17 protein-coding genes are annotated in these 12,078 nt (G+C 68.1%); 6 read left to right on the top strand and 11 right to left on the bottom strand.

Annotation, left to right across the window (positions count from 1 at the left end; translation table 11 throughout):
* Window positions 1-111 precede the first annotated feature (111 nt).
* Both ACFP3H_RS09470 and ACFP3H_RS09465 read right to left on the bottom strand, forming a co-directional pair.
* Window positions 112-402, bottom strand: a complete 291-nt coding sequence (locus ACFP3H_RS09470; RefSeq protein ID WP_378602581.1) for a hypothetical protein — start codon at window positions 400-402, stop codon at window positions 112-114.
* A gap of 88 nt (window positions 403-490) precedes the next feature.
* Window positions 491-967: an aminoacyl-tRNA deacylase gene (locus ACFP3H_RS09465; RefSeq protein WP_378602578.1), complete on the bottom strand. Its 477-nt coding sequence runs from the start codon at window positions 965-967 to the stop codon at window positions 491-493.
* 152 nt (window positions 968-1,119) lie between these two features.
* Here ACFP3H_RS09465 and ACFP3H_RS09460 point away from each other — a divergent pair, with 152 nt between their 5' ends.
* Together ACFP3H_RS09460 and rsrA are read left to right on the top strand one after the other, a co-directional pair.
* The gene (locus tag ACFP3H_RS09460) at window positions 1,120-1,830 is read left to right on the top strand and encodes a sigma-70 family RNA polymerase sigma factor (RefSeq protein ID WP_378602646.1); all 711 of its coding nucleotides are present in this window, start codon (window positions 1,120-1,122) and stop codon (window positions 1,828-1,830) included.
* A gap of 20 nt (window positions 1,831-1,850) precedes the next feature.
* The gene (gene rsrA, locus ACFP3H_RS09455) at window positions 1,851-2,108 is read left to right on the top strand and encodes a mycothiol system anti-sigma-R factor (protein WP_378602643.1); all 258 of its coding nucleotides are present in this window, start codon (window positions 1,851-1,853) and stop codon (window positions 2,106-2,108) included.
* A gap of 71 nt (window positions 2,109-2,179) precedes the next feature.
* Here rsrA and ACFP3H_RS09450 read toward each other — a convergent pair whose 3' ends face one another.
* The gene (locus ACFP3H_RS09450) at window positions 2,180-2,254 is read right to left on the bottom strand and encodes a 50S ribosomal protein bL37 (RefSeq protein ID WP_022597109.1); all 75 of its coding nucleotides are present in this window, start codon (window positions 2,252-2,254) and stop codon (window positions 2,180-2,182) included.
* A 120-nt stretch (window positions 2,255-2,374) separates the two neighbouring features.
* On the opposite strand from ACFP3H_RS09450, the gene ACFP3H_RS09445 reads away from it, so the two are divergent.
* Complete coding sequence (locus ACFP3H_RS09445) at window positions 2,375-2,590, top strand: biotin/lipoyl-binding carrier protein (RefSeq protein ID WP_378602575.1); 216 nt, start codon at window positions 2,375-2,377, stop codon at window positions 2,588-2,590.
* Window positions 2,591-2,619: 29 nt separating this feature from the next.
* Window positions 2,620-4,134, top strand: coding sequence for a sensor histidine kinase (locus ACFP3H_RS09440; protein ID WP_378602572.1), 1,515 nt, complete (start codon window positions 2,620-2,622; stop codon window positions 4,132-4,134).
* Window positions 4,135-4,261: 127 nt separating this feature from the next.
* Here the strand turns inward: ACFP3H_RS09440 and ACFP3H_RS09435 are convergent, their stop codons facing one another.
* Together ACFP3H_RS09435 and ACFP3H_RS09430 are read right to left on the bottom strand one after the other, a co-directional pair.
* Complete coding sequence (locus ACFP3H_RS09435; RefSeq protein ID WP_022567051.1) at window positions 4,262-4,516, bottom strand: WhiB family transcriptional regulator; 255 nt, start codon at window positions 4,514-4,516, stop codon at window positions 4,262-4,264.
* 251 nt (window positions 4,517-4,767) lie between these two features.
* Window positions 4,768-5,712, bottom strand: coding sequence for a diacylglycerol/lipid kinase family protein (locus ACFP3H_RS09430; protein ID WP_378602569.1), 945 nt, complete (start codon window positions 5,710-5,712; stop codon window positions 4,768-4,770).
* 145 nt (window positions 5,713-5,857) lie between these two features.
* Here ACFP3H_RS09430 and ACFP3H_RS09425 point away from each other — a divergent pair, with 145 nt between their 5' ends.
* On the top strand, window positions 5,858-6,253 hold the full coding sequence (locus ACFP3H_RS09425; protein WP_378602640.1) for a hypothetical protein: 396 nt from the start codon (window positions 5,858-5,860) through the stop codon (window positions 6,251-6,253).
* 80 nt (window positions 6,254-6,333) lie between these two features.
* Here the strand turns inward: ACFP3H_RS09425 and ACFP3H_RS09420 are convergent, their stop codons facing one another.
* From ACFP3H_RS09420 to ACFP3H_RS09405, 4 genes are read right to left on the bottom strand one after another with little or no spacing between them, the layout of a single operon-like run.
* Window positions 6,334-7,011 carry an endonuclease V gene (locus ACFP3H_RS09420; protein ID WP_378602566.1) on the bottom strand — a complete coding sequence of 226 codons (678 nt, stop codon included), beginning with the start codon at window positions 7,009-7,011 and terminating at the stop codon, window positions 6,334-6,336.
* Between the two features lie 5 nt (window positions 7,012-7,016).
* Complete coding sequence (locus tag ACFP3H_RS09415; protein ID WP_378602563.1) at window positions 7,017-7,490, bottom strand: GNAT family N-acetyltransferase; 474 nt, start codon at window positions 7,488-7,490, stop codon at window positions 7,017-7,019.
* Entirely contained in the window at window positions 7,487-8,104 is a 618-nt protein-coding gene (locus ACFP3H_RS09410; protein WP_378602560.1) for an acid phosphatase, read from the bottom strand. Before ACFP3H_RS09410 ends, ACFP3H_RS09415 begins: the two co-directional genes overlap by 4 nt.
* A gap of 23 nt (window positions 8,105-8,127) precedes the next feature.
* On the bottom strand, window positions 8,128-9,363 hold the full coding sequence (locus ACFP3H_RS09405) for an Rv3212 family protein (protein WP_378602557.1): 1,236 nt from the start codon (window positions 9,361-9,363) through the stop codon (window positions 8,128-8,130).
* Between the two features lie 177 nt (window positions 9,364-9,540).
* On the opposite strand from ACFP3H_RS09405, the gene ACFP3H_RS09400 reads away from it, so the two are divergent.
* Window positions 9,541-9,948, top strand: coding sequence for a hypothetical protein (locus ACFP3H_RS09400; RefSeq protein ID WP_378602554.1), 408 nt, complete (start codon window positions 9,541-9,543; stop codon window positions 9,946-9,948).
* 9 nt (window positions 9,949-9,957) lie between these two features.
* On the opposite strand, the gene ACFP3H_RS09395 is transcribed toward ACFP3H_RS09400, so the two are convergent.
* Both ACFP3H_RS09395 and ACFP3H_RS09390 read right to left on the bottom strand, forming a co-directional pair.
* Window positions 9,958-10,644 carry a ferritin-like fold-containing protein gene (locus ACFP3H_RS09395; RefSeq protein WP_378602551.1) on the bottom strand — a complete coding sequence of 229 codons (687 nt, stop codon included), beginning with the start codon at window positions 10,642-10,644 and terminating at the stop codon, window positions 9,958-9,960.
* A gap of 28 nt (window positions 10,645-10,672) precedes the next feature.
* Window positions 10,673-11,725: an alpha/beta fold hydrolase gene (locus ACFP3H_RS09390; protein ID WP_378602548.1), complete on the bottom strand. Its 1,053-nt coding sequence runs from the start codon at window positions 11,723-11,725 to the stop codon at window positions 10,673-10,675.
* Between the last annotated feature and the right edge of the window lie 353 nt (window positions 11,726-12,078).

Here is a 12,078-nt window from a genome sequence, read left to right as displayed (position 1 = left end):
AAAGTATAGGCTTGACTACAACCGCAGCAGGCCGAGGCCACCGTGCGTTACCCCACCCGACCGTACCGGGACCGCCCACACCCGGCCACCCGGTTCGCCCGGACCGGGAGCTCAGAGCGGGCAGGGCACCGTATCGGTGGCCAGGTTCAGACCGCACTTGATGATCCCGGTGGCCAGATCGATCAACTCGGTGGCCAGCCCGCCGCCGAAGCGCTCGGCCTTGTCGGCCTGATCGTCGACGCCGGGTCCGGTGCGCGGGGCGGTGCCGGGACCGTTGAGCGGATAGTCGCCGGGTTCGGCCTGCGACGGCGGAATGATCTGGGGCGCCGCGACGGCGACGGGAGCGCCGAGCGAGATCAGCACGGCGCCGGACAGGGCGGCGATCGTCGAGCGAGCGGACATCTTCGCATCACATCCTCGGGTCGAATCGGTCGTACCGGGCGCGGAATGCGTCGCAGGGAATTCGGAGCCGCGCGCGGATCGGATGGACTCAGCCGGTGATCTCGGCGGTCACGGCCCCGCACGCGCGCACCAGATCCGCCGGCGCCACCTCGATCTCCAGCCCGCGCTTGCCCGCGCTGCACAGCACCCGATCCCATTCCAGCGCCGAGGCGTCGATCACCGTGGGCAGCTTCTTGCGCTGGCCCAGCGGCGACACTCCGCCCAGGACGTAGCCGGTGGTGCGTTGGGCCTTGGTCTTGTCGGCCATGCTCGCCTTCGGCGCACCCAGCGCCGCGGCCGCCGCCTTCAACGACAACCGCGCGGGCACCGGCAGCACCGCGACCGCCAGCGCGCCCGTCGACAGTTCGATCACCAACGTCTTGAAGATCTGCTCGGCCACCACACCCAGCTCGGCGCCGAGCGCGTCGACCGCCTCGTCGCCATAGGACTCCGCGCGCGGGTCGTGGGCGTAGGCGTGCACCCGGTGCGCGATATCGCCGAGTGCCTTGATCGCGGGAGTCGACATGCGCCCGACCCTAACGGCCACCACGCCCGGGTCGGCAACCACTTTTCCCACGGTCCGGGAACACCGGTGCCCGGCCCCCTGTTGCACACAGTTGACACGCCACGACAGGGAGAGGAGAGATAGTGACACTGCTGCTCGAGGAGCGTCCTCTTCTGCCACAGGGTGCGCGAGTGCCTCTCGATTCCGCCGTGCCGGTAGATTCGGTGACTACGGCGATCGAAGGGATTGGTGTGACGAGCGACGACGACGTGGTGCCTGCGCAGTCCGGCGCGGAAGTCGACGAAGCCGAGCTGGCGGCCCGGTTCGAGCGCGACGCGCTCCCGATGATCGACCAGCTCTACGGCGCCGCGCTGCGCATGACCAGGAACCCGGCCGACGCCGAGGACCTGGTGCAGGAGACGTTCGTGAAGGCGTTCCAGGGATTCAAGTCCTTCCGCGAGGGCACCAATCTGCGTGCCTGGCTGTACCGGATCCTGACCAACACCTACATCAACTCCTACCGCAAGAAGCAGCGCCAGCCCGCGCAGTACCCGACCGACGAGATCACCGACTGGCAGCTGGCGGCCACCGCCGAACACTCCTCGGTGGGTCTGCGCTCGGCCGAGGTGGAGGCACTGGACGCCCTGCCCGACGACGAGATCAAGTCCGCGCTGCAGCAGCTGCCCGAGGAATTCCGGATGGCGGTGTACTACGCCGATGTCGAGGGCTTCCCGTACAAGGAAATCGCCGACATCATGGGCACCCCCATCGGTACCGTGATGTCTCGGCTGCACCGCGGTCGCAAGCAGCTCAAGGGCCTGCTCGCCGACGTGGCGCGCGAACGTGGATTCGACCGTGGGGAACGCCAGGAGGTTTCGAAGTGAGTGACGATCCGGATCTGGACATGGACTGCACCGCGGTCCTCGCGGATGTGTGGCTCATGCTCGACAACGAGTGCGACAGCGCCACCCGTGAACGCCTCCAGGAACACATGGACCACTGCAGCCCCTGCATCGAGGCCTACGGCATCGAGGAGAAGATCAAGGGCCTGCTCAGCCGCAAGTGCGGTGGCGAGCACGCGCCCGAGGGCCTGCGTGACCGGTTGAAGCTCGAGATCTCCCGCTCGATCACCGTCACCAGGATCGAGACCACCGAGGGCTGATCAGCCCCCGAAGACGACAACAGCACGCTCTCGTTCGAGGGCGTGCTGTTGTGTCTGTGCCGTGGCACGACTCAAGCGTTAGGACGCTTGCCGTGGTTTGCGGCGTTGCCCTTACGGCTGCGCTTCTTACGTCCACGCTTACCCATGGGGTAGCTCCCTTCTTCGACTGGTCGAGAGCCATTGTTTCATGTGTGGTTGGCTGTATCTTCGGCGGATACCGGCCACCGCCGTCGACGGGGTGGCCGCACGACTAGGAACGGGGTGCCATGCCTGAAGAAGTGCGCGCGGAGATGGTCTCGACCGTGCTCGCTGTCGAGGTCAGCGTGGGCGAACACGTCCAGGTGGACCAGACACTGGTGCTGCTCGAATCGATGAAGATGGAGATCCCGGTGCTGACCGAGGTCGAAGGTGTACTCACCTCGGTCGACGTGAGTCCCGGCCAGGTACTGCAGGCGGGCGACCTCATCGCCACCATCGCGTAGATCCGAAGAAACGAAGCGGTAGATCCAGCGTGGCAACACTGAGCGAGCTCCTGGCCGAACACACCGACCTCCCCGGCATCGCCGTGGACCATCTACAGCGGGTGGTGGGCGACTGGCAGTTGCTCGCCGACCTGTCGTTCTCGGATCTGCTGCTGTGGGTGGGGGCGGGCCCGGTCGACAACGGCGCCGATGTGGTGTGCGTCGCCCAGATCCGGCCCACCACCGCGCCGACGGTGCACCTCGACGACAAGGTCGACACCACCGCCTCGCGCGCGGACTTCCCCCAGGTCTTCGACGCCCTGCTCACCGGCAACACCGTGCGCACCGACACCGAGGTCGAGGTGAGTGGGGTCTACCACCCCAGCCCCGTCCACGCGGTGCGCGAGGCCATTCCGGTGCGCTGCGGCGACGACGTGATCGCCGTGCTGAGCCGCGATTCCGATCTGGCGCGCTCGCGGGTGCGCAGCACGCTCGAGACGGCCTACGTCTCGTGCGCCGACGACCTGTGCCAGATGATCGCCGACGGCAGCTTCCCGACCCCGGAGGACCGCGCGGCCACCCATTCCAGCCCGCGCGCCGGTGACGGTTTCATCCGGCTCGACACCGACGGCACCGTCGTCTACGCGAGCCCGAACGCGCTGTCGGCCTATCACCGGATGGGGATGCAGGCCGACCTGGTCGGCCAGGACCTCGCGGTGACCACCCGCTCGCTGATCACCGACCCGTTCGACGCCCAGGAGGTGGTGGCCGATATCCAGGCCGCCCTGGCCGGGCGCACCGGACGTCGGATGGAGGTCGAGGCGCGCGGGGCGACGGTGCTGCTGCGCACGCTGGTGCTGCGCCCCGGCGGCGAACTGGCCGGGCCCGCGGTGCTGGTGCGCGATGTCACCGAAGTGAAGCGGCGCGACCGCGCGCTGCTGAGCAAGGACGCCACGATCCGCGAGATCCACCACCGGGTGAAGAACAACCTGCAGACCGTGGCCGCGCTGCTGCGGCTGCAGGCCCGCCGCACGGAGAACCCGGAAGCCCAAGTGGCGCTGACGGAATCGGTGCGCCGGGTCACCTCGATCGCCTCGGTGCACGAGATGCTGTCGATGTCGGTGGACGAGGAAGTCGACCTCGACGAGGTCATCGACCGGCTGCTGCCGATCATGGCCGATGTGGCCACCGTGCACACCGCGCGGATCAAGGTGCGTCGCGCGGGTTCGCTGGGGGTGTTCTCCGCCGAGCGCGCGACTCCGCTGGTGATGGTGCTGACCGAGTTGGTGCAGAACGCCATCGAGCACGCCTTCGACGCGGGCGAGAACGGCACCGTGACGATTCGCTCGGAACGTTCGGCCCGCTGGCTCGACGTGATCATCAGCGACGACGGGCGTGGACTGCCGAACGGGTTCAGCCTGGAGAGCTCGGATCGGTTGGGGCTGCAGATCGTTCGCACCCTGGTGACCTCGGAACTGGGTGGTTCGATCGGGTTGCACCCGGGCGCCGATGTGGGCACCGACGCGGTGCTGCGGGTGCCGCTCGGACGCCGTGCCGGACGCTGAGATTCGCGCGTCGGACACTGAATTCCGCTGTGGGGCAACAATAAACCCGGCACCTGTCAGGTGCCGGGCTCTCACACAAGCGTTACCGGGCCGGGGGCTGATGGCCCGGCAACGCCGAAGCCGTCTACTAGACGGAGGTACGCGTACGGGTGCGCGCGTTGCGACGCTTGAGCGCGCGACGCTCGTCTTCGCTCATTCCACCCCACACGCCGGCATCCTGACCGGACTTCAGGGCCCACGACAGGCAATCGGCGGTGACGGGGCAGCGGGCGCAGACCAGCTTGGCATCGGCAATCTGCGCGAGCGCAGGACCACTGTTACCCACCGGGAAGAACAGTTCAGGGTCCTCATCGCGACAGATGGCCTTGTGGCGCCAGTCCATTCCTCTGCTCCTTTGCGAGGGCGCCACAAAGGGCGCCTTAGTTAGTGGATCGTTCACTTGTGCGACTCGAATGTTTCCGCACGGTTGCTTGTGAATGCTTTCACGATCACCGTAGATGTCAATAGGTCTCCGGCGCACCGTGGGGGAGATCACGCTCTAGGTCCCCGCATGGGGGACCTGCCCGGTCCTTTGTACTCGCGTCCGGGGGTTTTCGCACCCCAACCGGGAGATTTTTCTTCGTGTCAGCGGACTCAGGAGGGCTTGGGAGCCACCACGTCCAAGACGCTGGGTACAGATGTGAAATGCACCATCTTGCGTTTTCCGATGAAGTCGCCGTCGATTTGCAGGCCGATCTCCGAGTCGGTCTCCACGCGCACCGACGGGACGTCGTCGGCTCGGAAAAGTATCGGTGACTTGGGGTTTCCGTTCTCCGCCAGCAACTGTCGAGCAAGCAGCAGGGTGCGGGTCACGCTCATCGACTTCGTCGCGAACACCCCGAGGCCCGATTCGAAGGTCGTCGTGGGATTGGTACGAACCGGACGATCCTCCAGGTAGGTCCACGGACTCGAATTCGTGACGAAGGCGTAATAGACCTCCTCTACGGGATCTCGTCCTGGGGTCTGGACAGTGACGCGCGGATCCTGGCGCCTGGCCCGGAAGAACTGGCGCACCGTGGTGCGCAGATAGCGCGCGGGAGTCGCCTTGCGGCCCTTGGCGCGGGCGGCGTCGATGGCCTCGCACACATCGGCGTCCAGGCCGACGCCGGCGCTGAAGGTGAACCAGCGGTCGTCGGCCAGGCCGAGGCCGATGCGGCGGTCGGCGTCTCTGGCCAGCAGGTCGATGAGCTGGTTGGTCGCGGTCACCGGGTCGGGGGAGATGCCGAGGGCGCGCGCGAACACGTTGGCCGAGCCGCCGGGGATGATGCCGAGGCGCGGGCGCCACACCTGGTCGTCGCCGACCTGGGGCAGCGGCAGGAAGCCGTTGATGGTCTCGTTGACCGTCCCATCGCCACCGTGCACGACGATCAGGTCCATTTCCTGCGTCGATGCCCACTGGGCCAGTTCGGCGGCGTGACCGCGATGCTGGGTGTGCGCAACGGTCAGCTGCGTTCGGCTCTCCAACGCGTGGGCGAGCAGATCCCGGGTGGCCGGGGTCGTCGAGGTGGCATTGGGGTTGACAATGAGCAGCGTCCGCACCGGGTCGAGCCTAGTGCGCACCGGCGAACAACCGGCGCCCGCCGCGACCACGACGCTTCGTCGTAGGCTGGGGTACGTGGCAGAGCAGGACGTGACAGGCGATGAACAGCGCGCGAGCGACGACCAGGGGTCGACCGGCATCCCGATGACGGTGCGGGTCGCCGGCGGGCTCGTCTCGTTCGAGGGACTCGTCGGCGTGGTGATCGCGATCGTGCTGATCGTGCGGGCGCTGACCGGGCACGACCAGTCCGAGGCCAGCGGGGTCGGGACGGCGCTGTGGTTCGGCGTGCTGTTCGGTGGCGTGCTCGCCGCGGGGGTCGGGTTGCTGCGTGGCAAACGCTGGGGACGGGCCATCGCCGTGATCGCGAACGTGCTGTTGCTGCCGGTCGCCTGGTCGTTGCTGACCGACTCGCATCAGCCGCTGTGGGGCACCGTGGTGGGGATCGTGGCGGTGGCCGGTCTCGGCACGTTGTTCGCCCCGGCGACCAGCCAGTTCATGGCCCAGGACTATGGCGAGATTCCCGGAGAAGACAAGTACTGATAGCTGCCGGGCACAGACGGCGTCGAAAGTGATTCGGAGCACTATCGGCTGTCAGGGCGGGAATACGGCGGAATTCCTGATCAGCCGGTCACCGCGCGTAAAGCTTCCCGGCACAGGCGGTCGGCGCGGCGGGTGGTCTCGGGCTGTCGGAACCCCTGCGTGAGGGCAAGGACCTGCGCGCACGCGGTGTCGAGGTCGATGTGGTGGCCGACCGAGACGAACAGCGGTTTGACCTCGTCACGGGTGCGCAGCGCGCGTCCGACGACCTCGCCGTCGATCGTGACATCGCTGCCCGCACCCCGACTCGGACCGGGTTCGGCGTAATCACCCCACACCGATTTGGCGACCCCGATCGTCGGAATTCCGGTGAGCAATCCGACATGACACGCCAGTCCGAATCGACGCGGATGCGCGCGACCCTGTGCATCGCACACCAGCAGATCCGGTGTGGCAGTGAGTTTCTCCAATGCGGCGACCGTGGCGGGAAGTTCGCGGAACGCGAGAAGTCCCGGCACATAAGGAAATTGCGAATTGCTATGAGCGACGACGGATTCCCGCGTTTCCATCGTCACCATGTCGAGAATTACGGCGGCGGTCGCGACAGTGCCGTCTTCGGCATAGGCCGAATCAATTCCGGCCGCTGTCGAAAATGGCGGCGGCACAAGGTTTTCCGTGGAGACGAGCGGGTGGAGTTCGTCCTGGAGGGCGACGGCCTGCTCGGGTGTGCGCGGCCACTCATACGGCAACTCGATCCGCATGAAGGTCAGTTCAGCGCCATGGCGGTCAGTTCGGGGCCCGAGAGTCGGTAGCCGACCCACTCGTCCTGCCGGGCGGCGCCGAGGGACTCGTAGAACGCGATCGACGGGGTGTTCCAGGTGAGAACCGACCACGCCACCCGGCTGTAGCCGTGCTCGACGGCCTCGGCGGCCAGTGCGGCGATCAGCGCGCGGCCAAGGCCGGTGCCCCGTGCCTCCGGGCGCACGTAGAGGTCCTCGAGCCAGATCCCGTGCACGCCGTCCCAGGTCGAGTAGTTGAGGAACCAGATCGCGCAACCCACCACCCGACCCTCGTGCTCGGCGACATGCGCGAAGAGCGCGGGAGCGGGGCCGAACAGCGAAGAGCGCAACTGCTCGACGGTCAGCGTGCACTCGGCGGGCGCCTTCTCGTACTCGGCCAGGTCGTGCACGAGCCCGACCAGCGCGGGCACATCGGCGGGGGTGGCGCGGCGGACACTCATCGGGCGGCTCCTTCGGCGGGCTCGGTGCGGACGGTCAGATTGTGGCCCCAGATGGTGTGCGCGTCGTGGTCGAAGCCGAGCACGCTGACCGCGCCGGTCGACATCGCGAATCGGCGACCCTCCCGCACCGCGAACTCCGCCCAGCGCGCGATCAGCACGCGCGAGAAGTGCCCGTGCCCGACCAGCACCACATCGCGACGCGGCAGTTCCGGCTCGACCCCGGCCAGCACCCGGTCGGCCCGCGCGCCCACCTGCTCGGCCGTCTCACCGCCGGGCACGGGCGCGGTCCACACCGTCCACCCCGGCACGGTCTCGCGGATCTGGGCGGTTGTGATGCCCTCGTACTGCCCGTAGTTCCACTCGACCAGATCGTCGTCGACCTCGACGGGGGACAGGCCCGCCAACTCGGCGGTCTGGCGGGCCCGCAGGCGCGGACTGGTGAAGCAGAGCGGATCGCGCAGCTCGAGCGAGCGCAGCACCAGCCCGGCGTCGAGGGCCTGCGCCCGGCCCAGTTCGGTCAGGGGCAGGTCGGTGAAACTGGTGTGCTTGCGCCGGCTCGACCACTCGGTTTCCCCGTGGCGCAGCAGGACCAGACGGGCGTCGGGTGTGGACATGGGTCCATCATGGCAGTGCGGTCTCAGTCGAGCGCGTAGAGCTGGCCGCCGCGTCGCTCGAACACGGTCTCGCCGAGGACGGCGGTGGAGATGGTGTCGCCCTGATAGTCGGTGCGCTGCACGGGAATCTGCGCGACGGTCGAGCCGTTGCCGCTGTCCACCGCCGCCAGGCCCGTCGCGACCGGGACCAGCAGCCTGCCCGCCATCAGCGCCGGGGTGCCCAGCGCGCCGGGCACGGTCCAGGCCGGTTCCAAGGTGTTGGCGCTCAACGCGATCAGGCTGGTGCCGGTGAAGGCGTAGATGGCCGAACCGAGTCGGGTCACCGTGGCGCGGTTGTCCCATTCGCCGGGGAGCGGGTAGGTCGCGAGCTCGTTGCCGGTGCCGTCGTGCACGATCAGCCGGGCGGGCAGGCCGGGTTCGGTGGCGGTGGGTTCGGTCGGCGGGTAGTAGACGGCGATCTTGTTGTCCGACACCGCGATCACCCGCACCGCACCGGACTCCGCGCCCGGCGAGGTGAGCACCCGCGAACCGTGTTCCTCCGGGGCCGTCGACTCCTTCGGGGCCGGGTTGAGGACCGTCAACCGGTTGGTGGCGTCGCCGGGACACCGCTCCAGCACCGCCAGCCGCGACGAACTCGACGCCGCCGACCGCAACTCACATCCCTTGCGCGGCTGCGTGTTCGGATTCACCGGGGCATCCACGTACCCGTACTCGAGCGTGCGCACCAGATCCGAACGCCACACCTCGAGCCGCTGCGGCCCGAGCGCCAGCAGATACGTGCCGTCCCCGGAGACCCGGATCTCGTCGTCCATATAGCTGGTCCTGGCCACCCGCCGCTGCCCCGTATCGGCCTCGAGCATCACCGACTGACTGCACCCACGCTGATCCCGGAAGGTGGCGATCACGGTCCCGTACTGCGACTCCACCGCGCACAACGGCATATCCCGTCGATACCACCACAGCTGATTCCCGGTCACCGGATCCCGCCCACTGACCGTCCCCGAATCCCCGGTCACCACCACATTCCCCGAGGTCAACGCCCGCCGACTCGACGAATCGGCCGCATGCCACTTCTCCTGCAGCGAGGTGGGCAGCTCGGTAGCCGCGGTGATGGTGGCGGCCGGCGTCGCGGCGGTGACCGAATCGGTCCCGGTCGCATCGGCCCTGGCCCAGATAACGAACGCCGCCACAACCAGGGTGGCGGCGATGACTCCGGCTACGACGATGTCGGCGCGCGTCCGCCGTTCGGGTGCGAGCACGAGGGCGAGTGTATGTAACCGGCGACCGGACGGCACGGCTGGGGCGGTGTGCCCGGCAGCGACTACCATCGATCCGGGCGGCGTACCGGCCTCGCGAGAGTGCGTCGGGTGCTACGGAATAGATGGTGGGGATGGGGGCACGGTGGGACATGTACGCCGACGATCTTCGGTCTGCCGGTGGCGGTGTGGGCGGGTGGGGCCATCGCGGTCCACGCCGGGACGCGGCGAACCCGCTCGCTCACCCTCACCCCGCGACTGCTGATCCTGCCCGGCCCGATGTTCCTGCAGCGCAGGATTCGCTGGGTGGATGTGCGGAGCGTGGAGGTGGGGCAGTCGACGCTGGCGGGTGCGGTGATCCGGGTGGAGGTCCGGCGACCGCGCGGGCAGCGGAATGTGCGGCGGGCGGTCTACGCCGAACGGTTCTCGGTCGGCGCCGCCGCGACCTTTCAACTCCTGCGCTTCTATCACGAGCACCCGGCACTGCGTCCCGAGCTGGGTGACGAGCGCGCGGTCGATCGGCTGCTGTCGTATCGACTGCTGGAATCCGGCCCGTTCAGTGCGGAGAACGAGCCGGTTTCCTGGTGAAAGTCGAGGTCAGAGGCCCAGTTCGGCCATGCGGGCGGCGTGGCGTTCCTGCATGCGGTCGAAGAGGGTGGCGATGCCGTTGAGGTCGCCGGTGGCGGCGAGGACGAGTTCGGCGAGTTCGTCGCGCTGGGCCATGACGAACTGGGCCTGGGTGATGGCCTCGCCGAGCAGGCGGCGGCCCCAGAGGGTGAGGCGGTCGCGTTCGGAGCGGCTGGCGGCGACGGCGCTGCGGACCTCGTCGACGACGAACTGGGAGTGGCCGGTCTCGGCGAGGACGTCACGGACCACGTCGGAGACCTCCGCGGGCAGGGCGCCGGCGATCTCGGTGTAGAAGTCGGCGGCCAAACCGTCGGCGACGTAGAACTTCACCATCGACTCGAGCCAGGTCGAGGGGTCGGTGGAGGCGTGGTAGGAGTCCAGCGCGCCCTGGTACTGGGCCATCGCGGCCTCGGCGTCGGCGCCGCGCTCGGTGAGCGCCGCCTCGAGGGTCTCGAAGTGCGCGAGTTCGGCGGCGGCCATCTTGGCGACCCCGATCCGCCCACGCAACGACGGCGCCTGCTTGGCCTCCTCGGCGAGCCGATAGAACGCGGAGAGCTCACCGTAGGCGAGGACCGCGAACAGCTCGGTCACTCCCGGGTGGTCCGCGGCGAGCGGCGTGGTGGTGAAGAATTCCGGCGCAGAGGTCTGGGCTCCCATGACTGTCAACTCTAGTCCTGATCGACGGTCAGTCGCGTTCGGCCAGGAATTTGTCCAGGTGCGCCCAGGTGGTCTCGCGGGCCTCGGGTCCGGTGAGAATGCCGAGGTGGCTGCCCGGCACGACCTCGTAGGTGACCGACGGCGAACCCGACAGCGTGCGCAAACCCGCCTCGACGGCGGCCTTGGGCGTGATCACGTCGGACTTGCCGCCGATCAGCAGCACCGGCACCCGCACGTCGGCGAGCTCGATGGTGCGATCGGCGAGTTCGAGCTTGCCCTTGCCGATGTCGTTGGCCAGCATCATCCGACCCCACAGCTGGTTGTAGAAACGGCCGGGGTAACCGGGCATGGCGGCCTGGAAACGGTCGATCGATTCCATCTTGGCCAGGGTCTCGGTGTTGGTGATGTTGCGGGCGATGAAGCGCGGACGCGCCAGTTCGCGGTCGTAGGCGGCGAGCCGGTAGCCGAGCTTGGTCAGCGGCGCGGGAATGCCGCCGACGGCGCGGACCAGCGCGGTCGAGGCCCGGCCGCCGGTCAACTTGGCGACCGCGCGCAACTGCGGGATGCCCAGCATCTTGTCGTAGTCCAGCGGCGGGCCGACGCCGGTGACCGAACGGATCGGCAATTCGGGGTTGGCGGCGGCGGTGAGCAACGAGAACATGCCACCGACCGACCAGCCGATCAGATCCACCGGCACCCCGCCGCGATCGGCGCTCACCCGCAGAATCGCCTCGGGCAGGATGTCGGTGACCCAGTCCTCGAAGCCCATCCGGCGGTCGGCGAAGGAGATCTCGCCGTAGTCGACCAGGTAGGGCGAGCGGCCGGTCTCCACCAGGTAGCGGGCCAGACTCTGATCGCGACGCAGGTCGAAGCAGGTGGCGGGAGCGGCCAACGGCGGCACCAATAGCACAGCGGAATCGCTTGCGGCGGACTGGAATTCGGTGTCGTAGCGACGCAGCAGGCGGTGCGGCTCATCCCACAGCACGGTCGAGGGCGCCGGGTCGACGGGCTCGATGCCCGCGCCGAAGCTCAGCGCCCACGCGTTGCGCGCGGCAGTGGTGACGGTGTCGGTGATGCTCACACCTAGAAATGTCTCACATCCGGTACCGCCGGTTCCCAGTGAGCTCGATTACACCCCGGCCGGGCTGGAGAAATCGCCGATCATGAATTGTGCTGCGCGACACCGCCCGTGCGCAGGCATTTGTCCGGCGCAGCGGATTTCGGGTGACATCGAGCCACGTCGAAATTCGGATTGCGCACATTATCACGCTACAATCTCCATGGACAACGCTAGTTTCGTCGCCGTGGGCATAACCCGCAGGCGGACCGAGGCGTAGTCCGCAGACAGCAATGTCGCAGAAAATGTGCGCGCAACGGATCCGCATCACCGCAGCGCCGCGCCGATGACACCGTCGGACCGACCACCTATAACCC

This window comes from Nocardia lasii (assembly GCF_042658545.1).
In the GTDB taxonomy this organism is placed as follows: domain Bacteria; phylum Actinomycetota; class Actinomycetes; order Mycobacteriales; family Mycobacteriaceae; genus Nocardia; species Nocardia lasii.
The sequence above is the reverse complement of the archived record's forward strand: the minus strand, read 5'-3'. Positions and strand labels throughout refer to the sequence as shown.

Bases quoted from the DNA above. Each gene is read 5' to 3' on its own strand.
- ACFP3H_RS09470 (WP_378602581.1), bottom strand. From the start codon at position 402: ATGTCCGCTCGCTCGACGATCGCCGCCCTGTCCGGCGCCGTGCTGATC.
- ACFP3H_RS09465 (WP_378602578.1), bottom strand. From the start codon at position 967: ATGTCGACTCCCGCGATCAAGGCACTCGGCGATATCGCGCACCGGGTG.
- rsrA (WP_378602643.1), top strand. From the start codon at position 1,851: ATGGACTGCACCGCGGTCCTCGCGGATGTGTGGCTCATGCTCGACAAC.
- ACFP3H_RS09445 (WP_378602575.1), top strand. From the start codon at position 2,375: ATGCCTGAAGAAGTGCGCGCGGAGATGGTCTCGACCGTGCTCGCTGTC.
- ACFP3H_RS09435 (WP_022567051.1), bottom strand. From the start codon at position 4,516: ATGGACTGGCGCCACAAGGCCATCTGTCGCGATGAGGACCCTGAACTG.
- ACFP3H_RS09425 (WP_378602640.1), top strand. From the start codon at position 5,858: ATGACGGTGCGGGTCGCCGGCGGGCTCGTCTCGTTCGAGGGACTCGTC.
- ACFP3H_RS09420 (WP_378602566.1), bottom strand. From the start codon at position 7,011: ATGCGGATCGAGTTGCCGTATGAGTGGCCGCGCACACCCGAGCAGGCC.
- ACFP3H_RS09415 (WP_378602563.1), bottom strand. From the start codon at position 7,490: ATGAGTGTCCGCCGCGCCACCCCCGCCGATGTGCCCGCGCTGGTCGGG.
- ACFP3H_RS09410 (WP_378602560.1), bottom strand. From the start codon at position 8,104: ATGTCCACACCCGACGCCCGTCTGGTCCTGCTGCGCCACGGGGAAACC.
- ACFP3H_RS09395 (WP_378602551.1), bottom strand. From the start codon at position 10,644: ATGGGAGCCCAGACCTCTGCGCCGGAATTCTTCACCACCACGCCGCTC.